Source organism: Actinomadura napierensis, from assembly GCF_039529375.1.
GTDB classification, from domain to species: domain Bacteria; phylum Actinomycetota; class Actinomycetes; order Streptosporangiales; family Streptosporangiaceae; genus Spirillospora; species Spirillospora napierensis.
Genome location: NZ_BAAAMR010000018.1, coordinates 67,586 through 90,039, shown reverse-complemented (window position 1 = coordinate 90,039; position 22,454 = coordinate 67,586). Strand labels below are relative to the sequence as shown.

The window sequence follows — 22,454 nt, the reverse complement described above, 5'->3', positions numbered from 1 at the left end:
GTGACCGTGACTTCGACGACGCGGCCGGCGGTTCCGGGCGGGAAGCCCGAGCGGATGGAGGGCGTGTTCCTGCCCGGGGACTCCACGGCGGTGCTGCGCGGGTTCCCCGTGCCGGAACCCGGCCACGGGCAGGTGCTGATCGAGGTCGGCGCGTCCGGGATCTGCGGCAGCGACATCGGCTACATCTACCGCGAATACAAGGGGTACCGCGGTGTGGACGGCCCCGCCTACCGGGGCGTGATCGCGGGGCACGAGCCGTCCGGCCGGATCGTGGCCGCCGGGCCGGGAGTGCGGCGGTTCGGCGTGGGCGACCGCGTCATCGTGTACCACATCGTGGGCTGCGGGCTGTGCGACAACTGCCGCCGCGGCCACTACATCAGCTGCAACTCCGGCCGCGAGTCCTACGGGTGGCAGCGCGACGGCGGGCACGCCCCGTTCCTGCTCGCCGAGGAGCGGACGTGCGTGCCGCTGCCGGACGAGCTGTCCTACGTCGACGGTGCGCTGATCGCCTGCGGGTTCGGCACGGCCTACGAGGGGTTGCGCCGCGCCGGGGTCAGCGGCGACACCGACCTGCTGGTGGTCGGGCTGGGCCCCGTCGGGCTCGCCGCCGGGATGATCGGACGCGGCATGGGGGCGCGGAAGGTCATCGGCGTCGAGCCGTCCGGGGCGCGCCGCGAATGGGCCGGGACGCTCGGCGTGTTCGACGCGACCCTGCCCGCGGGCGACGGCGCCGCCGAAGCGGTCGCGGACCTCACCGGACGCGGCGGCGCAGGCGTGACGATCGACTGCTCCGGGACGCGCCCCGGACGGAGCCTCGCCCTGGAGGCGGCTGCCGAATGGGGGCATGTCTCGCTGGTGGGCGAGGGCGGCGACCTGCGCACCGAGGTCTCCGACACGCTGCTGCACAAGCAGCTCACGATCCACGCGTCCTGGGTGACGTCGCTGCCCGCGATGAGCGAGCTGGCGCGCAACCTCGTCGACTGGGGACTGCGGCCGGAGAAGGCCGTCAGCGACGTCTTCCCGCTGTCGCGGGCGGACGAGGCGTACGCGCTGGCCGCCGGCACGAGCAAGGGCAAGGTCGTGCTCGTCCCGGACGCGGCACAGTGACGGCGAGTGCGGCAGGAGTCGTCCGCGTCGAGACCGACACCTCCGGCCCGTACGAGGTGGTGTGGCTCGGCAACGGGATGCTCCGGCTCGGGATCGTCCCGGCGCTGGGCGGGCGGCTGCTGAGCCTCGTCCACGACGGCGGGGAACTGCTGTGGCGCAACCCGGCGCTGCTGGACGACCGGCTGCACCCGGTCGGCGGGCACCGGCCGGAACGCACCTCGGGGCCGATGGCGAACTGGCACAACTACGGCGGCGACAAGACGTGGCCCGCGCCGCAGGGCTGGTCGTCGGCGGGGGAGTGGGCGGGGCCGCCCGACCCGGTGCTCGACTCGGGCCCGTACACGTGTGACCTGCATTCCGGGGATGCGGCGGTGGTCCTGGAGAGTGAGCACGATCCGCGCACCGGGCTGCGGCTGCGCCGCGAGATCCGGCTGCGTGCCGATGAGGCCGGGTACGACCTGCGGGTCTCGGCCGTCAACGCGTCGTCCGTGCCGGTGCGGTGGGCGGTGTGGAACGTCGCCCAGTACCCGGGCGGTGGAACGATCCACGTCGCGGTGGGGCCGGGCTTCCGCGAACCGGTGGAGCTCGCGGTCGGCACGGCCGCGCCCGCCTGGACGTGGCCACGCCCCGACACGGTCGAGGTCCCCGCGCAGGACGCCGTCGGCAAGCTCGGCTTCCCGCAAGCCGCCGGACGGCTGACCTACACGCGGGCCCGGCATCGCCTGACCATGGAGTTCGACGTCCACGACGACGCCCCGTACCCCGACGGCGGCTCGCGCGCCGAGGTGTGGATGGAGCATCCCCTCGACCATCCGTTGGAGCACCTCGGCGGGCTGGCTCCGCCCGCCCGGATCGTCGAGTGCGAGGCGCTCGGCCCGTGGGAGACACTCGCCCCGGGCGCGCAGACCGCCCTCGGCATCCGGGTGACGGTGGAGCGGGCCGGCGAAGGAGGTGGGACGCCGTGACCGCGAAACGACCCGTCGCCGTCGTCAGCGGCGCCGCGCAGGGCATCGGCGCGGCCACCGCCCGCCGGCTCGCCGCCGACGGATACGCGGTCGCGCTCCTCGACGTGTCCGCGCAGGTGGACGAGGTCGCCGAGGCACTGTCCGCAGACGGCGCGAAGGCGCTCGGGCTGCGATGCGACGTGAGCGACCCCGGCGACTGGGAACGCGCCGTCCGCGCCTGCCGCGCCGAACTCGGCCCGGTGGACGTCCTGGTGTCGAACGCGCTGCGCTACGACCCGGGCCCGGCGGACGAGATCTCGCTGGAGTCCTGGCGGGCCCAGCTCGACGTCAGCCTCACCGGGGCCTTCCTCGGCGTCCGCGCGACCCTCGACGACCTGCGCGCCAGCGACCGCGCCGCCATCGTGATCGTGTCGTCCGTGCACGCCGCGTTCGGGCTGCCGGGACGCCCGGCGTACGCGGCGGCGAAGGCGGGGCTGACCGGCCTGACCCGGCAGCTCGCCGCCGAGTACGGACCGGGCGTGCGGGTGAACGCCGTGCTGCCCGGCCCGGTCCTCACCGCGCAGTGGGACGGGATCGGCGAGGAGGACCGGCGGCGCAGCGCCGCCGAGACCGCGGCGGGACGCCTCGGCCGCCCGGAGGAGGTCGCGGCGGCGATCGCGTTCCTCGCCGGTCCGGACGCCTCGTTCGTCACCGGCGTCTCGCTGCGGGTGGACGGGGGCTGGAGCATCACCAAGGGATCCGCATGAAGATCACGAGAGTCGAGACGTTCCTCGTCCCGCCGCGCTGGCTGTTCTGCCGCGTCGAGACCGACGACGGCCTCGTCGGCTGGGGCGAGCCGGTCGTGGAGGGCCGGGCCGAGACGACCCGCGCCGCCGTGCACGAGCTGGCGGACCTGCTGCTCGGCGCCGACCCGCGCCGCGTCGAGGACCTGTGGCAGACCATGACCAAGGCGGCGTTCTACCGGGGCGGCCCGGTGCTGTCCAGCGCGGTCGCCGGGCTCGACCAGGCGCTGTGGGACATCCTCGGCCGCTCGCTCGGCGTCCCGGTGCACCAGCTGCTCGGCGGCGCGGTCCGCGACCGCGTCCGGGTGTACGGCTGGGTCGGCGGGGACGAGCCCGGCGAGGTCGGCGACGAGGCCGCCGCGCAGATCGCCGCAGGCCTGACCGCCGTGAAGATCAACGCCTCCGGGCGGGCCGCGGCGCTGCCGCCGGTCGCCCAGATCGACGCGATCGTGCGGCGGGCCGCGACCGTGCGGGAGGCGATCGGCGACGACGCGGACTTCGCCGTCGACTTCCACGGCCGGATCACGCTGCCCGCCGCGCGGCGGCTCATCCCGCTGCTGGAGCCGTACCGCCCGATGTTCGTGGAGGAGCCGGTACTGCCGGAGCTCACGCACCGGCTCGGCGACATCGTCGCGTCCACCACCACGCCGATCGCGTGCGGGGAGCGGCTGTTCTCCCGCGCCGAGTTCCTGCCCGCGCTGCGGGCAGGGGTCGCGGTCGTCCAGCCCGACCTGTCGCACGCCGGCGGGATCTCCGAGGTGCGGCGGATCGCGTCGCTGGCCGAGGTGTACGGGGCGCTGTTCGCCCCGCACTGCCCGCTCGGCCCGCTGTCGCTCGCCGCGAGCCTGCAGGTGGCGTTCGCGACGCCGAACTTCCTGATCCAGGAGCAGAGCATCGGCATCCACTACAACCACGGCGCCGAGGTGCTCGACTACCTGGCCGACCGGTCGCCGTTCGCGTTCGTGGACGGTTCGATCGAGCGCTGGGACGCGCCGGGCCTGGGCATAGAGATCGACGAGGACGAGGTGCGCCGCGCCGACCGGACCGGGCACCGGTGGCGCCCGCCGGTCTGGCGGCACCCGGACGGAGGGCACGCGGAATGGTGAACACGACGATCGCGGAGGAACTGGAGCGGCGCCGGCTGGTCGCCATCGTCCGGGGCCCGGACCCGGCGGCGGCCGCCCGCACCGTCCTCACCCTCGCCGAGGAGGGCGTCGCGCTGATCGAGGTGTCGCTGAGCGGCGCCGACGCCCTGCACGTCATCGAGGAGGTCGCGGGCAAGGCCGCCGGCTCCGCGCGGATCGGCGCCGGCACGGTGCTGACCGCGGACGATGCGCGCCGCGCCCGTGACGCGGGCGCCGAGTACGCCGTCACGCCGGCGCTCGGCGCGGGCGTCGACGAGGCGCTGCGGCTCGGCCTTCCCGTGCTCGCCGGGGCGGTCACCCCGACCGAGGTGGCCGCGGCCGTCGCCGCCGGCGCGACGGCCGTCAAGCTGTTCCCCGCGAGCGCTTACGGCCCCGGCTACCTCACCGCGCTGCGCGACCCGTTCCCGGGCGTCCCGTTCGTCCCGGTCGGCGGCGTGGGGGAGGCCGAGGCCGCCGAGTACCTGCGGCGCGGCGCCGTCGCGGTCGGCGTCGGCTCGCCGCTGTGCGGGGACGCGCCGCGCGGCGGCGACCTCGCCGGACTGCGGCGCCGCGCCCGCGCGTTCCTCGCCGTCTCGGGCGGGCCCGCGTGACCCGGGTGGACGTCCTGGCCGCCGGCGAGGCGATGATGGCGCTGCGGGCCACCGGCCCGGTGCGGCTCGGCTCCGGCTTCACCACCAGCATCGCCGGCGCCGAGAGCAACGTCGCGATCGGCCTCGCCCGTCTCGGCCACACCGCCGCCTGGGCGGGACGCGTCGGAGAGGACGAGGCCGGGCACCTCGTCACCCGCACGCTGCGCGCCGAGGGCGTGGACGTCTCGGCGGTCCGCCGCGACGGCACCGCGCCCACCGGCGTGATCATGTTCGAGCAGCGGCTGCCGGACGTCACCCGCGTCCACTACCTGCGCGCCGGGTCCGCCGGGTCCCGGCTGTGCGCCGAGGACGTCGAGGCGCTGCCGTTCGAACCGCGGATCGTGCACGTCACCGGGATCACCCCGGCACTCGGCGCGTCCTGCCGGGACGCCGTGACCGCGCTGTGCCGCCTCGCCCGGTCCCGGAACGCGCACATCAGCCTCGACCTCAACCACCGGCCGCGGCTGTGGAGCCGGGAGGCCGCCGCCGAGGCGCTCGCCCCGCTCGCCGCCGCCGCGGACCGCGTCATCGCGTCCCCCGACGAGCTCACCCTGCTCGGCGACGGCCCCCCGGACCGGATCGCCGCCCGACTGCTGGACGGCGGCGCCGCCGAGGTCGTCGTCAAGAACGGCGACGAGGCCCGCTCGTACACCGCGGACGGCACGCGTACCGTGCCCGCCCGCCGCGTCAGCCCCGTCGACTCGATCGGCGCGGGCGACGCGTTCGTCGCCGGGTACCTGTCCGGCCTGCTGGACGGCCTGGACGCCGAGGCCCGGCTCCGCCGCGCCCACACCGTCGGCGCGTTCGCGGTGCTGACCCGCGGCGACTGGGAGGGGCTGCCCCGCCGCGACGAACTCGACCTCATCGGCCTTCCCGAAGGAGTCGCGCTGCGATGACCTGGACCGTCCTGGAGAACGCCGGCCCGTGGGAGCTCGGCGAGGGGCTGCGCGCCACGGCCGACGGCTTCGTCGCCGTCGACCTCCTGGCCGGAAGGCTCTACCGCCTGGAGCCCACCACGCTCCTGGCATCGGTGCCGTTCCCGCTGGGCGCGGTCGCCCCGATCCAGGACTCGGACGCGTGGATCGCCGCCGCCGACACCGGCATAGCCCTCCTGAACGGCGACGGCACCGTCGACTGGCTCGCCCGCCCGGAGGACGGCGCGCCCACGCCCATGCGCATGAACGACGGCACGGCCGACCCGTCCGGACGCTTCTGGGCGGGCTCGATGGCCTACGACGGCACACCGGGAACGGGCTCCCTATACCGGGTGGACCACGACGGCACCGTCCATACCGCCATGGACGGCCTGAACATCCCCAACGGCCCGGTCTTCACCCCCGACGGCCGGACCATGTACCTGGCCGACAGCGCCCAGGGCGTCATCTACCGCGTCCCGGTCGACCCGTCCTCCGGCGAGCCGGGCGAGCGCGAGGTGTTCGCCCGAGTGCCAGACGGATCGCCGGACGGCATGGCCGTCGACACCGAGGGGTGCCTGTGGTCGGCGGTCTGGGGCGCGTCCGCCGTGCACCGCTACGCCCCGTCCGGCGACCTGCTGACGGTTTTCCCCCTCCCCGCAAGCCAGCCCACCAGCGTGTGCCTCTCGCCGGAACCGCCGTACCGGGTCCTGGTGACCACCGCCACTCATGGCCTGAAAGCCCCCGCCCCGGCCGACGGCCGCGTCCTCACCACCGAGACGACCGTCGCCGGCTACCCGGCGGCTCCTTTCCGCCTGGCCGCGGACGACCACGGCGAAACCTGACGTAGCAGCCGACCCCGCATGACCGCAGGCCGGTGAGGCGCCGGGTTCAGAACCAAGCCTGGAGTTCCTCGCCATGCGGGTCGTCCACCAGACTCCATTCGCCGTCGATGCGCATGGTGGCGCGGCGGCCGGTGTCGTAGCGGTCCCAGCCGGGGTCGCCGGTCGCGGCGAAGGACACCCAGGCCGCGTGCGTCCGGGCGGCCAGGTCCGCCGGCGGCTCGTCCGGTCCGAGGATGGCGGCGGGACCGTGCAGGCCGGGCAGCCCGGCGACGTCGAAGACGAACGGCAACTCCACGGCGTGCGTGGCGCCCAGTTCGCCGCCCAGCGCGTTCGAGCGCCACGCGAACGAGTAGCGGTAGGTGGCGGCGGCGGCGCGTGCGGCGTGCGCGTCGGCCAGTCGCCGGCTCCCCGCGCCGAACAGGGCGTCGCCCATGATGGCCGAACGCAACTCCCCGAAGGACGCCTGCGGTCTCGCCTTCCGGTAAGTCTCGACGAGGTGGGCGGGGTGCGGGTGCGAGCGGGCCGCGGCGGCGTCCACGTCCGCCGCCGTCGAGGTGGACAGGTTCCCGAACGGCGCGAGGTAGAGGTTGCCCTCCTCGGTGTTGGTGCCCACCAGCAGGTCCACGCCCGCGCCGCGGCCCGCCGCGACGGCCTCGGCCGGCTGCCGGTCGAGCACGATGCTGAACGGGCTGAGCCCGATGAGCGGGTCGGTCGCGGTCTCCGTCCGCAGGTCGATGCCCGACAGTTCGGGCATGATCTCGACGAGCCGCTCGTCGGGGACGCCCGCGAAGGCATCGGCGTGCGGCGCGACGCCCAGGGCGCGGGCCGCGGCGCGGGTGACGCGGGCGGCCTGCTCGGGCGTGAAGGCGCCCAGGCCGCTGCCGCTCTGGACGATCGCGCGCCGGAACAGCCCCTCGGCCTCGGGCGCGGCCAGGACGCCGCCCACGATCGTGGCGCCCGCGGACTGGCCGGACAGCGTGACGCGGCCGGGGTCGCCGCCGAACGCGCCGATGTTCTCCCGCACCCAGCGCAGGGCGGCGATCACGTCGAGCAGGCCCCGGTTGGCGGGCGCGCCCGGCAGGTCGAGGAAACCGGTGACGCCCAGCCGGTAGTTCAGCGTCACGAGGACGACCCCGTCGCGGGCGAAGGCGGCGCCGTCGGCAATCTCCGACCGGGTGGATCCCGCCACGAACCCGCCGCCGTGCACGAACACCAGCACGGGCAGCTTCGCGCCGCCGCCGGTCTCCGGCGTCCACACGTTGACGGTCAGGAAGTCCTCGCCGGGGACCCAGCCCGGCCCGAAGTAGGGGGTCATGTCCACGCTGCCGAGCCGGCGTTCGGGCTGCGGCGCGGTCGGGCCCGGCACGGTGGCGTCCCGCACGCCGTCCCAAGGGGCGTGCGGCTGCGGGGCGGCGAACCGTGCGGCGCCGACCGGCGGAGCGGCGTACGGGATGTTCAGGAAAACGGATGTCCCGTCGCGGCGCAGGCCGCGCACGGCGCCCTGCGCGGTGACGACGGTGTCCGCCGCGTGCCGGCTCATCGGGCGTCCTCCGAGGTCTCGGTGTGCGGTGCGAACGGCGCCCAGCTCTTGACGGCGAACCCGCTCCCTTCGCGGATCACCTCTGCGGCTCCGTGCCCGCCGAGGTGCGCGGGGATGACCAGGGCGTTCTCGTCGGCGGCGCGCCCGAGGACCCTGCGGCGGGTGGCGCGAGCCCCGGCCGGGTCCTCGCAGAAGCAGCTGTTGGCGTCCGGCTCGACGAACTGCGCGGGGGTGTGCAGCATGTCGCCGACGAACACCGCGCGGTCCGCGCCCGATTCGAGGACGACCACGGACGACCCGGGGGTGTGGCCGGGCGCGGGCTCCAGGCGCAGGCCGGCGTCGATCGTGTACGCGTCCTCCCACAGCCGCGTCAGGCCCGCCGCGTGGACGGGGGCGACGCTGTCCTCGAACACGTTCTGGTTGCCCCGCCCCAGCCGCGGCTTGTGCCCGTTGTCGGGGTTCCAGAAGTCGAAGTCGGCCTTGTGGACGAGGTAGGTGGCGTTGGGGAAGGCCGGCACCCAGGCGCGGCCGTCCAGGCGGGTGTTCCAGCCGACGTGGTCCACGTGGAGGTGGGTGTTCACCACGATGTCCACGTCCTCGGGCCGCACGCCGGCGCGGGCCAGGTTGCCGAGGAAGTCGGTGTCGAGGCGGCTCCAGACGGGCGAGTAGGGCCGCTCCTTGTGGTTGCCGACCCCGGTATCGATGAGGATGTTCTTGCCCTCGCTGCGCAGCAGCCAGGTCTGGATCGCGGAGTTGACGACCCGCGTCCCGGGGTCGACGAAGTGCGGTTCGAGCCAGGAGGAGTGCTCCTCCCACGTGCGCGGGGAGCACTCAGGGAAGAACGTCTCGGCCGTTATGCCGACGGGCCCGTAGTACTCCCACACTCTCGTGATCGTTACATCACCCAGAGTGATCTGATCGGAAAGCGACGAGGTATCAGTGCGCATACGCGCTCCTTGTGGTTGTTAACGATGATGAGTGCGGTGCGATGGGAAGCGCCGCACGTCCATCGTGCGCCGCCGACCAGGCGAGCGGTATGCGTCAGGTGACTGCATCCGCCCGATCCGGACCCCGCTGCTACGGTGCGAGGAAAGCGGCACGGACCTGTGGCGACGTCGCGTCCTGGCCGAAGCGGGCAGCTGTTCGGGAGGGGCCGTGGACGAGCGGGCGCCCCGTTCGCGCGCCACCGGGGAACCGCCCGCTCCGATCATCGGGCGGGACGCCGAGATCGAGCGGCTCTCCGCCCTGGTGACGGACCCGCCCGGACGGGTCCTGGTCGTCTCCGGCGCCCCCGGAACGGGCAAGAGCGCCCTGCTGGACGACGCGGCCCGCCGCGCCGGAGCGGCGGGCCGCCGGGTCCTGCGCGCGGCGGGCCGCGAGTCCGAGCGCGACCTGGCCTTCGCGGGCCTCCACCAGCTCCTGCGTCCGGTGCTGGACGAGGCCGCCGGCCTTCCGGACAGGCCGCGCCGGTCGCTGCTCGGAGCCTTCGGCCTCGTGCCCGACGCCGCCGACCCCCTGCTGACGGGCGTCGCGGTGCTGACCCTGCTGTCGCAGGTCGGCGAGCAGGCGCCGCTTCTGGTCGTCCTGGACGACGCCCAGTGGATCGACTCCGCGTCCGCCGACGTCCTCGCCTTCGCCGCCCGGCGGCTGGACGGCGACCCGGTCACCGTGCTGGCCGCCGTGCGCGACGGCGATCCCGGCCTCGACCCGGCGTTCCCGACGCTCGCGCTGGGCCCGCTCGACCGCGCGGCGTCCCGGCGGCTGCTCGACCTGCGCTCGCCCGGCCTGGCGGCGGGGACGCGGGAACGCGTCCTCGACCAGGCCGAGGGCAACCCGCTGGCGCTGCTCGAGCTCGCCGGGGCCGCCCGCGCGCATCCCACCGGCGACGATCATGGTCCGCTGCCGGCCGGTGCGCGGCTGGAAGCCCGCTACGCCGCCCGGCTGGCGGAACTGCCGGAGGCCGGCCGGCGCGCCCTGCTGCTGCTCGCCGCCGCCGACGTGGAGGACCCGCCCGACGCCGTCCTGGCGCTGCTGCCCGACCCCGACGACAAGGCGTGGCCGGCCGCCGAGGAGGCCGGACTGGTCCGCCGGACGGGCCGTCACGTGCGCTTCAGGCACCCCCTGATCCGCTCCGCCGTCTACCACGCCGCTCCGTTCGACGCCCGCCTGGAAGCCCACCGCGCGCTGGCCGGCGCCCTGCGCGACGAACCGGACCGCCGCGCCTGGCACCTCGCCGCCGCGACCCTTCGTCCGGACGCGGAGGTGTCGGCCGCCCTGGAGCGGACCGCCGGTCGGGCCCGCAGGCGGGGCGGCCACGCGGCGGCGGCCAAGGCCCTGGCCCGCGCGGCCGAGCTGCACCCCGCGCGCGACGCCGGAGCCCGGCTGCTGGCGGACGCGGCCGGCCTGGCCGTCTTCACCGGTGATCTGCCGTGGGTCGAGGATCTGGCCGCCCGGGCCCGCGCCCGGACCGGCGACCCCGCCCTCCTCGCGGCCGCCTCACTGCACGTCGGACGGCTGGCCGCGCTGACCGGGCGGCACGCCGCCGCCTTCGCCGGCCTCGCCGCGATCGCGCGGGACCTGGCGGACGCACGCCCGGACATCGCGCTGGACGCCCTCACCACCGCCGCCGTACTGCGCTTCTACTCGGGCGAGGAGTCCCAGCGGCGGGAGATCGACCGGATCCTGCCGCGGCTGCCCGCCGGACCGTCGCGTGACTGGGCCCGGATCGTGTCGGACCCGTTCGGCGGCGGACGCGACCTCGCACCCGCGCTGCCGGGCCTCATCGCCGCGGCCGAGGGCCGTCCCGAACGGCTGACCGCGCTCGCCATCGCGGCCTGGGTGCTGGACGAGACCCCGCTGGCCGTCCGCACGTTCGACGAGTCCGTCCAGTCGTGGCGCGCCGCGGGACCGCTTCCCCACGGGCTCGGCGGCGTCGTCGCGCTCGCCTACTTCGAGCACGGCCGCTGGGGCGACGCCAGGACGGCCTGCGCCGACCTCCGCGCCCTGCCCACCGCGACGCGGCTGGACCACGCCGTCGCCTGCGCGCACGCCGTCGAGGCCATGGTCCTGGCCGCCCAAGGGGACGCGGCGGGCGCACGCGCGCGCGCCGACGAGGCACTACGCCTGGTCGATCCGCTGGAAAACCGATCCGTCGCCGTGTACGCGCGCCGCGCCCTGACCGCCGCCGCCATGGTCGAAGGCGACTACGAGACCGCCTACGAGCACGCCCGGATGGTCTTCGACACGAACGGCGACCCCGTCCACTACCACGCCTCCTACCCGGCGCTGCCGGAGCTCGCCGAGTCCGCCGCCCGCAGCGGCCACCGCGACGACGCGTCCGCGATCGTCGAACGCTCCGCGCGCGCTCTCGCCGGCGGCGGCTCGTCCCGGCTGCGGGCCCTCGTCCACCGCAGCCGCGCACTGCTCGCCGAACCCGAGCACGCCGACTTCCTCCCGGCCCTTGCCGACCCGGCGCTGGAACGCCGGCCGTTCGAACACGCGCAGACGCAGCTGGAGTACGCGGAATGGCTGCGGCGCCGCCGCCGGATCGCCGAAGCCCGTCCCTTCCTCACCGCGGCCCACGGCACCTTCCACCGGCTGGGCGCCCGGCCGTGGACCGAACGCGCGCAGGCCGAGATGCGCGCGGCCGGCCTGGCCGTCGAACCGGCGTCCCCGAGCGCCTTCGCCGGGCTCTCCCCGCAACAGCAGCAGATCGTCCGGCTGGCCGCGCGCGGGCTGACCAACCGCGAGATCGGCGAACGGCTCTTCCTGTCGCCCCGCACCGTCGGCTCCCACCTCTACCGCACCTTCCCCAAACTGGGCGTCACCGCCCGCTCGCAACTGCGCGACCTCCTGGACGCCGCCGAATGACCTCACGAGACACGCCGCCCCGTGAATGGCGCCCGGGAGACGTGATCCTGGATCTGTACGAGGTCCGGGACGTGATCCGTACGGGCGGCATGGGCCTGGTCTACCGAGTACGGCACCGTGGATGGGACCTGGATCTGGCGGTCAAGGTGCCTCGGCCCGGCCTGGTGGCCGACAGGCAGGGGCTCGAAGACTTCGAGACGGAAGCGGCGACCTGGGTAGGGCTCGGCGAGCATCCCCACACGGTGACCTGCCTGTATGTGCGCAGGCTGGACGGCCTGCCCAGGGTGTTCGCGGAATGGCTGGACGGCGGAAGCCTGGCCGATGCCGTGCGCACCGGCCGCCTCTACACCGGTGGACCCGAGGCGAACCTGCGCCGCATTCTGGACGTGGCCGTGCAGACCGCGTGGGGCGTGCAGCATGCGCACCGGAACGGCCTCATCCACCAGGACCTGAAGCCCGCCAACGTGCTGCTCACCCGCGACGGCACGGCCAAGCTGACCGATTTCGGACTGGCTCGGGCGCGCGCCGCGGCCGGGGAGGTCGGCCCCGTGCCGCCGGGCGCAAGCCTGCTCGCGGGATACGCCGGGATGACACCGGCCTACTGCTCGCCCGAGCAGGCCGAAGCCGCCGCATGGACGGGGGAAGGCGAAGGCCCGAGACCCCGGCTGACCCGAGCGACCGACACATGGTCGTGGGCACTGACCGTCCTGGAGATGCTCGTAGGGCATCCGCCGTGCCGGTTCGGCCAGGCCGGTGCCGAGGTCTTCGCCGAGTTCGTCAGGCAAGGAGCAAAGACCTGGGACGGAGCCGATGTCGCGGTCATGCCGCAGGGCCTGGTGGGGCTGCTCCAACGGTGCTTTGCCAGGGAACCGTCACAGCGTCCGAAGGACATGGGCCAAGTGGCCGGGGAACTGGCCGAGATCTACGCCGAGGTCGCCGGCGAGCCCTATCCCAGACCCGTGCCCCAGATGGCGGTACGGCTCGCGGACGAGCTGTCCAACCAGGCCCTGTCGCTGCTGGACCTGGGAAAGGCCGAGCAGGCCGAGACGTTGTGGCGGCGGGCCGCCGAGATCGATCCCCGCAATCCGCATGTGATCTACAACCGCGGCCTCCACCAGTGGCGCGCCGGACGAGTGACCGACGTCCAACTCGTCGCTGACCTGGAGGCGGTCTGCGCCACTGACGACTGGAGAGGCGAGTATCTCCTGGGCTTGGTGCATCTCGAACGCGGCGACGCGCAACGCACACCCGAACCCTCGCCACCGGTGGTCCTAGGCGACGGCCTCGGCCGGGTGTGCGCCGTGGCCATGACCCAGGACGGCAGCACCGGGCTCTCCGCTACAGACAAATCGATCCAAGTGTGGGACCTGATTGGCCGCCGCTCCGTACTGGAGATCAGCACCGCCGACCACACGACCGACCACGTGCACCCCATCGTGGACCTGGCGATCGACGCGCAGGGTACCCGGGCGATCTCCGCCAAGGAGGGCGGCCCCGCACGGATCTGGGATCTCACGACCGGCCGCCTCGTCACCGACCTTGCCGGAGGGGAGATCCAGAGCTTCCCCGGCGGGGTCTTCACCTCGAACGGTCTGGTCGCCATGAGTGCGGACGGCCGGGTCGCCATGTCCCTGCACGATGACGGAGCCGTCCGGGCCTGGGACGCCGCGACCGGCCAGTGCCTGTACGTCCTGCGGGACGGCCCGGATGGCAAGGGCTACTTCCGCTCGGTGGGGATCAGCGCGGACGGTCGCAGCGCGCTCGGGCTGGGCAAGGTGGACGGCGCCGTGCAGGCATTCGGGGACTCCGGCGTGGTGCAGGTCTGGGACGCCCGAACCGGTCGCATCCTGCGGGAGTTCGGCACCGGGTGCGTCATGGCGTGGCTCAGCGCCGACGGCCGCACGGTCGTCGCGCAGGAGGGACGCTATGCGGAGGCCCGCGTCCGGGTCTGGGACGCGGAGACGGGCTGGGAACGCTGCGTCGTCGACCGTCCCGGAGGAAGGGGCTGGAGCTTCGCCGTGAGCGGCGACGGCCGCTACGCCCTGTCCGCGAGGGGGAACGACATCCAGTACTGGGAGCTGACCACGGGACGATGCCTGCAGACGTGGCCGACGGCGACGCCGTGGCCGGACTGGCAGGAGGAGGTGGTCGCCCTGAACTTTGACGGCCGGTTCGCGCTCCTGGGCGACGCGTCCGGCACCGTGACACTGCGGGAGGTGACGGGCGCTGGACCGGCCGCCGCATGGAGCTACGCGCTCCCGAGTGCGGCGACCGAGCGGCTTCGCGGAAGTGAGGAGATAAGCCGCGTCCTCGCCCACACGACGGAATTGATGGCCGAAGGCGGATTCCGGCTTGCGGCCGAGGAGATACGCCGGGCACGGACCGTCCCCGGATACCGGCGGCATCTCGCCCTGCTCGACCGCTGGCAGGACATCGCCAGGGCCGGGCGACGCACCGCATTGGTCGATGCGTGGTCGCGCGAGGTCCTCCCCACCGTGGGCCAGTTCCGATCCATGGTCTGCGGGACGACGATGACCCCCGACGGCTCATCGGCGTTCATCGGCAACGAGCGCGGCACGATCAGGATCTGGGACCTGAGCGGCGGAGGGCGGCACCGCATCCTGGAGGGACATACCGGGCAGGTCCCGGCCCTCGCCGTCAGCGCTGACGGCCGGATCGCCGTGTCGGCCGGAGCGGACGGCACCGTGCGGGTCTGGGACGCGGAGTCAGGAGACTGCCGGCACGTACTACACGGCCACATCGCCAAAGTAAGAGATGTAGCGGTCAGCGCAGACGGCCGTATGGGTGTGTCCGCTGGAGACGACGCCACCATCCGAGTCTGGGACCTGGTCTCCGGCGAATGCCGCCGAGAGCTCACCGGCCACGCCGCCGCCATCGACACGCTGCTGATGGACGCCGACGGATGCCACGCTGTCACGTCCCCGATGCCTGACGAGGAAAGCGCCCGGATCTGGGACCTGCGGACCGGTCACTGCCTGCGTGAGCTGCCGCAAGGCCATCGCCACGGCTCGCTCGCCCTGAGCCGTGCCGGTGACGTGCTGTTGGCAGGTCACCGGGACGGCACCGTCCAGGTATGGGACGTCTCGACCGGCCGCTGCCGCCGCACGGTGTCCGGCCGGCCCGGCCCGGGTGTCGCCATTTCGGCGGACGGCAGGACGGTCGTCTCGACGGGCAGGCTGGAGGACGAAACGACGATGCTGGCCTGGGACCTGCACACCGGACGGACCAACCACGTCGGCACCTACAGGGGCCCGACCGCACCCGCGCTCAGCGCGGACGGCCGGTTCGCGGTCACCGGCGGCTGGGACGGCCGGATACGACTATGGGACCTCGCCCGAGGCGGCTGCCTCCGTGTCCTGAAGGGGCATGACGACACCATCGCAGGCCTCAGAATCAGCGATAACGGCCACATCGTCACGAGCTTCGACCAGTCCGGCGTCACACGCGCCTGGGAACTGGACTGGGAGTACGACTTCCCGTCGTAAGCGCTGACCCCCCCGCCGTCACGGATCGGTGGCCCTCCGGGCGCGGAGGGCCCGGAGCTTGTGGCGGTTGCCGCAGCGCTCCATCGAGCACCAGCGCCGCGCGCCGGGGCGGGACGAGTCCACGAACACCAGCGGGCAGTCGTCGCTCGCGCACTCGCGGATGCGTCCCGACAGCGGCCCGGACAGCAGCTCGACCATCTCCCGCGCCAGCGTCGACAGCGCCTGCGTCGCCCGCACCGGCGGCGCCCACCCCGTGGTCGTCCCGTCGGCGGCCAGCTCCGGGACCAGCGGCGCCGCGGACGCCGCGCCGTTGATGGCCGCCACCGCCGCGGCGGAAAGCTGGCGACGCTCCGCCCGCGCGTGCGCCGCGTCCCAGATCGCCTGCCGCAGGGCCTTGGCCGCGGTCAGCTCGCGGGCCGTCACCGGGACCGTCATGACCGCGGCCAGCGGCGGCTGTGCCAGCCATTCGCCCAGGTCATCAGGCTCGTGGAGGGTCTCGAACACCGCGTACCGGCCCTCGCCGCCGGTGTGCGCGAAGTCCAGGCAGACGGCGCCGGCATCGAACCAGAACGACCCTCCCTTGGGGTCGTGCACCACCCGTCCGGTTGTGTGCGCTCGCATGAAACCACTATAACTGGTGTCTTCATCACGGGAGGCAGCGCATGGACGTCCGGCACATCAACCCCGAGGGACTGCACCGCAGCCCCGCCTTCAGTCAGGCCGTCGTGGTCGAACAGCCGACGAAGACGATCTACATCGGCGGGCAGAACGGCGTGGGCGCCGACGGCGAGGTCGTCGGTCCCACGGTCGGGGAGCAGACCGTCCAGGCGCTGCGCAACCTCGCGACCATCCTGGAGAGCGAGGGCGCGAGCCTGGCGAACATCGTGCACTGGTCCATCGCCGTGGTGGACGGCCACACGTTCGACGAGGGCGCCGCCGCCTTCCAGCAGGTCTGGAACCCGGCCGACCCGCCCCCGGCCATCACCGTCCACGTCGTCGCCGGCCTGGGCCCCGGATTCCTCGTCGAGATCGACGCCATCGCCGCCGTGTGACGCCAAGGCGCGCGCCGTGCGTGCCTGCGACGGCCGTCCGGTCAGGTGAGTCGGTCCCGGTTGGCGTTGGCCTCCGCGCGCACTTCGTCGGCGAAATCGTTGTCGCCTTCTGAGGCGTCTTCCTGGTAGATGAGCCAGCAGCCGCGGATGCCGTCGAGGATGTCCTCAAGGAGGTCCTGCGCGGGGCGTTTGGGGTCGAGCGGAGTGGTGCGGAGTTCCTTGAGCAGTGCGCTGCGGAGCCGTGGATCCTCCTGCCGGCGGGCGAGTACCTCGACCTCGGTGACGTGCTCAAGGATTTCGTCGAGGTCGGGGATCCGGCCCTCGGCGACGGTCATCGCGCCGCGGATCAGGGCGGTGACCGTTTCGTACGGGCTGAGGCCGAGTTCGAGTTGTTCGAGCACGAGCGTCGGGGTCTCGTGTGCGAGGGCCTCGATGTCGTCCGCTTCCTCGATGATCTCGGTGGGGGCGTAGCCGGTCGTCTCGGCTGTGACGTCGGCGGCGGCCTGGAGCCAGTGCGCCGCCGCGATGGCGGCGGCCACGGGTTCGATCTCCGTGAACAGCCCCGGGCTGCCGAGCGGGTCCCTGTTGAGGATCTTGTCGGCGGCCTGGACCTGGACGGGTGATGCGTCGGCGCGCGTGAGAGCCAGGGCTTGGCGGGCGCGGCCGGTGAGATCGCCGAGTTCCGCCTGTTCGATGGCACCCAGCTCGGCCTGCACTTCGGCGCCGACCCGCTTGCTCAAGTCCGCATTGCTGATGCCGTGCAGGGCACGGCCCACGCGGTGGCCGCACTCCTCGATGGGGTTGTACGACACCGCCAGCACGCCGTCAGAGGGCAGGTTCGGCCGGGTCAGAGCCTCCGCCACTGTCGCGAATGCTTCTCGGTGTTGTGCCCGCCGCCAGCCCTCGGTGTTCACCTCTTGCTCGTCCGCGGCGGAGGCCGGGTGGGTGTGGGTGCGCCACGCCTGGGCGGACAACTGGGTCAGAGCCTGAGCGAGGTGCTGGACTGCATCAGCGGGGACATCACGAGGTACATCGGCCAAGGTGGAGGCAGTCCAGCTCGAGCCGGTCTCCCAGAACGCGACGATCACGCGACGGTCCTCGTCGAAGGCGTATGTAGTCACAGCTCCCCTTCCTTGGTGACGTCTACGGTGCCATCGGGTGAAGCGGAGCGTGACGCGAACCACGGCCCAAATCGCGACACCACCCCAAGATCGCACCAACGAGGAAGCGGCGGCCGAGGTGGCAAGTCTCCTGCTGGGGTGGCGTCCGCGCCTGTAAGTGCCGCCTTCTCCTGCCTTGCCACGCTGGCCGCCCCTCGTTCTTAGGCGGCAGGTTCCGGCTGCCGCCATTCTCGACGCCTCGGGTCGGGGGAGCCCCGTGCGCTTCCAGTGCAAGGCTCGACTTTCCCTAGTGGCGATGTCTTGTGCACGGTGACCGGCGCTGGCTACCGTCCCGCTCATGAACGCCTCGATCGCGGCAATGTGGTTCGTTGTTGGTGCCCTCTGCCTCGTCGGTGGTTGCCTGGCATGGCTCCGTATGTTCAACCTGTTGACCGGCCGCGCAGCTCATGGCATTCCGCGCTGGCTGGCCGGAATCGCAGTGCTCCCGTTGACACTGCCCGGCGTGGCCGGACTCTGGCTCGGTGTGGGCCTCCTCGCCGACTGAACGTCCGGGCGCGGTTGCGTGTGTTAGAAGCCGAGTTCGGCGAGGAGGCGTTCGGTCTCGGTCCAGAGGCGTGCGGCGGCTGCGTCGTCGCGGGCGGCTTCGGAAGGGTTCTCCTCGGCCTTTCCGTGGAAGTAGCGGCCGCCGTCGCGGCCGCCTTCGGGATCGGTGGCCAGCCAGACCAGCGTCTCGGCCGGCTCGTCGGGTGGGACGGTGTCGGCCGCCGCCATGTGCTCCCGCATGGCGGCGTCTCCGTGGGAGGCGAAGTTGGTGGCGACCTTGCCTGGGTGCATGGCGTGCGCGGTGATTCTGTCCGGAGCTGTCCGCCGGGCCAGCTCGCGGGTGAAGAGGATGTTGGCGAGCTTCGCCTGGCCGTAGGCGGCCGCCGTATGGAATCTGCGCAGGCTCTGGAGGTCGTCCCATCGCAGTCCCTTGCTGATCCGGTGGGCGCTGGAGGAGACGGCGATCACGCGTGCCGATCCGGGCGGCAGGGCGGCCGCGCTCGTGCGCAGCGCCGGCAGCAGTTCCCGGGTCAGCAGGAACGGGGCGAGGTGGTTGGCGGCGAAGGTCGCCTCGGTGCCCTCCGCGGTGACGATCCGCCGGTCCCGCACGCCGCCCGCGTTGTTGATGAGCACGTCGAGACGCGGGATACGGCCTCCGATCGCGTCGGCCACGCGCTTGACCTCGGCCATCAGGGTGAAGTCTCCGCGCAGCATGGCGAAGCCGCCACCGACGGCCGCGAGTTCCCTTTCGGCTTCGGCGCAGCGTCGCGGATCCCGGCCGACGCCGAGCACCTGCCAGCCGCGTTCCATCAGCTTGCGCGCGGTCGATCTGCCGATCCCGGAACTGGCCCCGGTGACGACCGCGACGGGCCGGTTCGCGTCGAAGGTCAACGGTTCCGCCTTTCTGTCGTGTTCAGCGCGGCCGGAGGCCGTCCAGCAGCAGGCGGACGGTGAACCCGACCCGTTTCTCGATCTGTTCCGGTGTCGGCGGACGGCCGGCCACGATGGCGCGCACCTGGCCGCCGACCACCATGCTCATGAAGGCGCGGGCGGCCTGGTCGGAGTCGGTCGGCGCGATGCGTCCCCGCGCGGCGGCACGGTCGAGGACGCCGGCGACGAACTCGACGACCCGCGCGGTGCTCAGCTCGTACCCGGCGACGAAGATCTCCGGGAAGCGGTAGCCCTCGGTGTTGATGATCCGTTGCAGGCGGAGGCCGTCCGGTGTCATGACCTGGTCGATCCGCAGCCGTGCGACGGCCTCCAGCGTGCCGGCGAGGTCGCCGTCGTCGAGTGCTTCCAGCGCCTCCCGCGGCAGGGCCTGCCGCTCGATGGCGCGCAGCACGGCGGCGAGGAACAGCGAGGCCTTGTCGGAGTGGCGGGCGTAGATCGTCCGCTTGGTCATGCCGACCCGGGCGGCGATCATCTCCATCGTCACCGTCTCGTAGCCGTGCTCCAGAAAGAGGTCCAGCGCGGTGTCGAGCAGCTCTTCGTTGCGTGCCTCCGCCTGCTCGCGGGTGGGCCGCCCGGCTCCGCGGCGGACCGACGGGCCGGCGCCGGTCATGCCGGCCTCCCGGAAACCAGCTCTTGCATCTTCGCTCCCCTCGGACATAATGATACGCACCAGGTGCCATTTCGGCGAGCCTGGCGACGACACAGGGAAGGATGCCCTGGTGAGTTCCGCGACAGAAAGGCTCACGCGGCTGGTCGACGCACCGGACCGCTTCGACCACTCCCACGCCGAGCTGCGCGAGACGCAGACGGCCGCCCTCGACGAGCGGTTCCAGGAGCGCAAGGGGCGCATCAAGCTGCTCGGCCACCGGGCCGACGAGTCCGGCGTCACCGAGATCCGCGGTCGCGCGGACGTGGTGCCGCTGCTGTTCCCGCACACCGCCTACAAGAGCTACCCGGAGAGCTTCCTGCTCGAAGAGAGGTGGGACCGGCTCGCCAAATGGCTGGGCACCGTCTCGCCGTACCCGATCGCTTCCATCGAGACCTCCGGCATCGGCGGCATCGACGACTGGATCACGCGGCTGCAGGCCAAGGGCCACTACGTGTCGTGCTCCAGCGGAACGACCGGAAAGTCGGCGATGCTGCTCGCGTCTGGCCGCGACATGGACTGGACGCGCAAGGACACCGTCAACGTCTTCTCCTGGGGCTCGGGCGTGCGGCCCGCCCGGGACCGCCGGATCATCGGCACCGGTGCCGCCGCCGCGGTCCCGAAGAACCTGATCACCGCCGAGGCCCAGCGGGAGGCCTTCGGCGACCCGGCCAAAGAGGCCTTCCGGCCGCCGGTCCCGCCGATCACCGTAGGCTCGCTGACCGCGATGGTGGTGCTGCGCAAGAAGATCGCCGATGGCAGCGCGCTGCCAGAGGAACTCGCCGACTTCGAGCGGACCTCGCAGGAGCGGCAGGAGTTGATGCGGCGGTCGGTCGGCGCCGTGGCTGAAGCCCTCGTCAAGTACCGCGCGGACAAGCTCTACATCGCCGGAATGTGGAACTCGCTGTACCAGGTGGCCGAAGCCGTCCGCGAGATGGGTTATTCGGCCAAGGACTTCCACCCCGACAACTGCCTCTACGTCGGTGGCGGACTCAAGCGCGCGAAGCTGCCCGCGGACTACCAGGAGTTCGTCCACCGGACGTTCAACATTCCGGCCGACAGGGACTTCCAGAACTACTCCATGCAGGAGCTCAATTCCGGTATGCCCAAGTGCCGGAAGGGAGATCGCTACCACGTGCCGCCGTGGATCGTCCCCTTCGTCCTGGACGAGACGGGTGACACCCTGCTGCCGCACGAGGACGGCGAGAACGAGGGCCGCGCCGCCTTCTTCGACCTCTCCCTCGACGGACGCTGGGGCGGGGTCATCACCGGAGACAGGATCGCGCTCGACTTCGGCCCCTGCGCCTGCGGGAACAAGGGCCCGTCGGTGCGCAATGACATCGTCCGCTACGCGGACCTCGCCGGCGACGACAAGATCGGTTGCGCCGGCACCGTGGACGCCTACGTGCGAGGCCTGTCATGACCGTGACCCAGACCGCCGATGAGGCCGCCGTGTCCGCGCCGTTCTTCCAGCGCGGCGAGCTGGCCGAGGGCGCCGATACCCTCCACAGGTCGCGGGACCTGGGCGTCACCTTCGCGACGCCGCGCCTCGCCCTGGACCGGGTGGTGCATCCGCGCGGCGAGGTGCCGCCGCTGCTGAACGTCCCGCTCACGGAGATCATCGACTTCCTCGTCGAGACCGGCGAGCGGATCCGCGACCCCCGCAACCCCCTCATGCGCGAGTGCGTCGACCGCATGTCGGCCACTCACGTGCTGCCGCGCGCGGTGCTGGAGTCGCAGGTCACCGGCGCGGCCGCCTACCTCGACAGGCGGCTGCTGCAGACCGTGGTCGAGCAGAACTTCCCCGACCCGAGGGCCCTGGACGAGTGGATCCCGAAGCAGGACTTCACCGGCCGCAAGAGCTTCGTGCGGGCGTTCGCGCCCCGGCTCGTCCACGTGCTGCCGGGGAACTCCCCGGGCGTGGCCGTGAAGTCCATCGCCCAAGGCGCGATGGTCAAGGCCGTCAACCTGTTCAAGATGTCGTCCAGCGACCCGTTCACCACGGTCGCGATCCTGCGGACCATGGCCGAGATCGACCCCGGCCACCCCATCGTCCGGTCGATGTCGGCGGTCTACTGGCGCGGTGGCGACGACGCGGTCGAGCGCATCCTGTACCGGCCCCAGTACTTCGACAAGATCGTCGCCTGGGGCGGCGGTGACGCCATCGACAACGTGGTCAAGTACCTCGGCCCCGGCCTGCAGCTGGTGTCGTTCGACCCCAAGACCTCGATCTCGATGGTCGGCCGGGAGGCGTTCGCCTCCGAGGAGACCCTCGACCTGGCCGCCGCGCTCACCGCATCCGACGTCATGGTCCTCAACCAGGAGGCATGCGTCGCGAGCCGCTTCGTCTACATCGAGGCGGACCACGCGGACGCCGACCGCTTCTGCGCGCGGCTGCATGACCACATCTCGGCGAAGGCGGCGGCCTCCGGCGACGCCCGGCCGCTCGACCGGGACCTGCGCGAGGAGATCGACACGCTGAAGATGCTCGACGATGAGTTCCAGGTCTGGGGGAGGACCGACGGCACGGGCCTGGTGATCCGCTCCGACGAGCCCGTGGGCTTTCATCCGCTCAACAAGACCGCCAACGTGGTTCGCGTCGACTCGCTCGACCAAGCCGTGAAATACGTCAACGTGGCGACGCAGACGATCGGCTTCTACCCTTTCGAAAGAATGGCCGACTATCGCGACCGCCTCGCCAGTGGCGGCGCGCAACGCGTCGTCCGCCTCGGCGAAGCCGGTCCCAGTACCATCGGCAACCCGCACGATGCCATGTATCCGCTGCACCGTTTCGTCCACTGGATGGCCCACGAAGACGGCACCATGACGGCTTAAGCG

At 72.9% G+C, this 22,454-nt stretch carries 19 protein-coding genes; 13 read left to right on the top strand and 6 right to left on the bottom strand.

The features are described 5' to 3' along the window. Positions 1-6 precede the first annotated feature (6 nt). The 7 genes from ABD296_RS13030 to ABD296_RS13000 are packed head-to-tail and all read left to right on the top strand — an operon-like array spanning position 7 to position 6,387. Positions 7-1,107: a zinc-dependent alcohol dehydrogenase family protein gene (locus ABD296_RS13030; RefSeq protein ID WP_344265571.1), complete on the top strand. Its 1,101-nt coding sequence runs from the start codon at positions 7-9 to the stop codon at positions 1,105-1,107. After that, positions 1,104-2,072 (top strand): DUF4380 domain-containing protein, encoded by a 969-nt coding sequence (locus ABD296_RS13025; protein WP_344265568.1) that lies wholly within the window; start codon positions 1,104-1,106, stop codon positions 2,070-2,072. Before ABD296_RS13030 ends, ABD296_RS13025 begins: the two co-directional genes overlap by 4 nt. Then, a complete protein-coding gene (locus tag ABD296_RS13020) occupies positions 2,069-2,818 on the top strand; it encodes an SDR family NAD(P)-dependent oxidoreductase (RefSeq protein WP_344265564.1) in 750 nt (249 codons plus the stop codon). The genes ABD296_RS13025 and ABD296_RS13020 overlap by 4 nt, the downstream gene beginning before the upstream one ends. Further along, the gene (gene dgoD, locus ABD296_RS13015; protein WP_344265557.1) at positions 2,815-3,960 is read left to right on the top strand and encodes a galactonate dehydratase; all 1,146 of its coding nucleotides are present in this window, start codon (positions 2,815-2,817) and stop codon (positions 3,958-3,960) included. Before ABD296_RS13020 ends, dgoD begins: the two co-directional genes overlap by 4 nt. After that, positions 3,954-4,589 (top strand): bifunctional 4-hydroxy-2-oxoglutarate aldolase/2-dehydro-3-deoxy-phosphogluconate aldolase, encoded by a 636-nt coding sequence (locus tag ABD296_RS13010; protein ID WP_344265554.1) that lies wholly within the window; start codon positions 3,954-3,956, stop codon positions 4,587-4,589. The genes dgoD and ABD296_RS13010 overlap by 7 nt, the downstream gene beginning before the upstream one ends. Next, the gene (locus tag ABD296_RS13005) at positions 4,586-5,524 is read left to right on the top strand and encodes a sugar kinase (protein WP_344265552.1); all 939 of its coding nucleotides are present in this window, start codon (positions 4,586-4,588) and stop codon (positions 5,522-5,524) included. The genes ABD296_RS13010 and ABD296_RS13005 overlap by 4 nt, the downstream gene beginning before the upstream one ends. Further along, positions 5,521-6,387, top strand: a complete 867-nt coding sequence (locus ABD296_RS13000) for an SMP-30/gluconolactonase/LRE family protein (RefSeq protein ID WP_344265550.1) — start codon at positions 5,521-5,523, stop codon at positions 6,385-6,387. The genes ABD296_RS13005 and ABD296_RS13000 overlap by 4 nt, the downstream gene beginning before the upstream one ends. Before the next feature lie 46 nt (positions 6,388-6,433). Here the strand turns inward: ABD296_RS13000 and ABD296_RS12995 are convergent, their stop codons facing one another. Both ABD296_RS12995 and ABD296_RS12990 read right to left on the bottom strand, forming a co-directional pair. Then, positions 6,434-7,927, bottom strand: a complete 1,494-nt coding sequence (locus ABD296_RS12995) for a carboxylesterase/lipase family protein (RefSeq protein ID WP_344265547.1) — start codon at positions 7,925-7,927, stop codon at positions 6,434-6,436. After that, the gene (locus tag ABD296_RS12990) at positions 7,924-8,811 is read right to left on the bottom strand and encodes an MBL fold metallo-hydrolase (RefSeq protein WP_455363856.1); all 888 of its coding nucleotides are present in this window, start codon (positions 8,809-8,811) and stop codon (positions 7,924-7,926) included. The genes ABD296_RS12995 and ABD296_RS12990 overlap by 4 nt, the downstream gene beginning before the upstream one ends. Positions 8,812-9,082: 271 nt before the next feature. Between ABD296_RS12990 and ABD296_RS12985 the strand changes: the two genes are divergently transcribed. Both ABD296_RS12985 and ABD296_RS12980 read left to right on the top strand, forming a co-directional pair. Next, positions 9,083-11,797 (top strand): ATP-binding protein, encoded by a 2,715-nt coding sequence (locus ABD296_RS12985; protein ID WP_344265542.1) that lies wholly within the window; start codon positions 9,083-9,085, stop codon positions 11,795-11,797. Positions 11,798-11,838: 41 nt separating this feature from the next. Continuing rightward, positions 11,839-15,303, top strand: coding sequence for a protein kinase domain-containing protein (locus ABD296_RS12980; RefSeq protein WP_344265540.1), 3,465 nt, complete (start codon positions 11,839-11,841; stop codon positions 15,301-15,303). 18 nt (positions 15,304-15,321) lie between these two features. Here the strand turns inward: ABD296_RS12980 and ABD296_RS12975 are convergent, their stop codons facing one another. Next, positions 15,322-15,924 carry a CGNR zinc finger domain-containing protein gene (locus ABD296_RS12975; protein WP_344265537.1) on the bottom strand — a complete coding sequence of 201 codons (603 nt, stop codon included), beginning with the start codon at positions 15,922-15,924 and terminating at the stop codon, positions 15,322-15,324. 41 nt (positions 15,925-15,965) lie between these two features. Here ABD296_RS12975 and ABD296_RS12970 point away from each other — a divergent pair, with 41 nt between their 5' ends. Continuing rightward, a complete protein-coding gene (locus ABD296_RS12970) occupies positions 15,966-16,355 on the top strand; it encodes a RidA family protein (RefSeq protein ID WP_344265534.1) in 390 nt (129 codons plus the stop codon). 41 nt (positions 16,356-16,396) lie between these two features. Here ABD296_RS12970 and ABD296_RS12965 read toward each other — a convergent pair whose 3' ends face one another. Continuing rightward, entirely contained in the window at positions 16,397-17,476 is a 1,080-nt protein-coding gene (locus ABD296_RS12965) for a hypothetical protein (protein ID WP_344265531.1), read from the bottom strand. Positions 17,477-17,813: 337 nt separating this feature from the next. Between ABD296_RS12965 and ABD296_RS12960 the strand changes: the two genes are divergently transcribed. After that, the gene (locus tag ABD296_RS12960; RefSeq protein WP_344265528.1) at positions 17,814-18,020 is read left to right on the top strand and encodes a hypothetical protein; all 207 of its coding nucleotides are present in this window, start codon (positions 17,814-17,816) and stop codon (positions 18,018-18,020) included. Between the two features lie 23 nt (positions 18,021-18,043). On the opposite strand, the gene ABD296_RS12955 is transcribed toward ABD296_RS12960, so the two are convergent. Then, on the bottom strand, positions 18,044-18,910 hold the full coding sequence (locus ABD296_RS12955) for an SDR family NAD(P)-dependent oxidoreductase (protein WP_344265525.1): 867 nt from the start codon (positions 18,908-18,910) through the stop codon (positions 18,044-18,046). A 22-nt stretch (positions 18,911-18,932) separates the two neighbouring features. Beyond that, complete coding sequence (locus ABD296_RS12950; RefSeq protein WP_344265522.1) at positions 18,933-19,580, bottom strand: TetR/AcrR family transcriptional regulator; 648 nt, start codon at positions 19,578-19,580, stop codon at positions 18,933-18,935. 109 nt (positions 19,581-19,689) lie between these two features. Between ABD296_RS12950 and ABD296_RS12945 the strand changes: the two genes are divergently transcribed. Together ABD296_RS12945 and ABD296_RS12940 are read left to right on the top strand one after the other, a co-directional pair. Next, positions 19,690-21,039, top strand: a complete 1,350-nt coding sequence (locus ABD296_RS12945) for a hypothetical protein (RefSeq protein WP_344265519.1) — start codon at positions 19,690-19,692, stop codon at positions 21,037-21,039. After that, positions 21,036-22,451 (top strand): acyl-CoA reductase, encoded by a 1,416-nt coding sequence (locus ABD296_RS12940; protein WP_344265516.1) that lies wholly within the window; start codon positions 21,036-21,038, stop codon positions 22,449-22,451. The genes ABD296_RS12945 and ABD296_RS12940 overlap by 4 nt, the downstream gene beginning before the upstream one ends. Positions 22,452-22,454 lie beyond the last annotated feature (3 nt).

What these genes read in the sequence shown, in the direction of transcription:
- dgoD (WP_344265557.1), top strand. Translation starts at nt 2,815, where the DNA reads ATGAAGATCACGAGAGTCGAGACGTTCCTCGTCCCGCCGCGCTGGCTG.
- ABD296_RS13010 (WP_344265554.1), top strand. Translation starts at nt 3,954, where the DNA reads ATGGTGAACACGACGATCGCGGAGGAACTGGAGCGGCGCCGGCTGGTC.
- ABD296_RS13000 (WP_344265550.1), top strand. Translation starts at nt 5,521, where the DNA reads ATGACCTGGACCGTCCTGGAGAACGCCGGCCCGTGGGAGCTCGGCGAG.
- ABD296_RS12995 (WP_344265547.1), bottom strand. Translation starts at nt 7,927, where the DNA reads ATGAGCCGGCACGCGGCGGACACCGTCGTCACCGCGCAGGGCGCCGTG.
- ABD296_RS12975 (WP_344265537.1), bottom strand. Translation starts at nt 15,924, where the DNA reads ATGCGAGCGCACACAACCGGACGGGTGGTGCACGACCCCAAGGGAGGG.
- ABD296_RS12970 (WP_344265534.1), top strand. Translation starts at nt 15,966, where the DNA reads ATGGACGTCCGGCACATCAACCCCGAGGGACTGCACCGCAGCCCCGCC.
- ABD296_RS12960 (WP_344265528.1), top strand. Translation starts at nt 17,814, where the DNA reads ATGAACGCCTCGATCGCGGCAATGTGGTTCGTTGTTGGTGCCCTCTGC.
- ABD296_RS12950 (WP_344265522.1), bottom strand. Translation starts at nt 19,580, where the DNA reads ATGACCGGCGCCGGCCCGTCGGTCCGCCGCGGAGCCGGGCGGCCCACC.
- ABD296_RS12940 (WP_344265516.1), top strand. Translation starts at nt 21,036, where the DNA reads ATGACCGTGACCCAGACCGCCGATGAGGCCGCCGTGTCCGCGCCGTTC.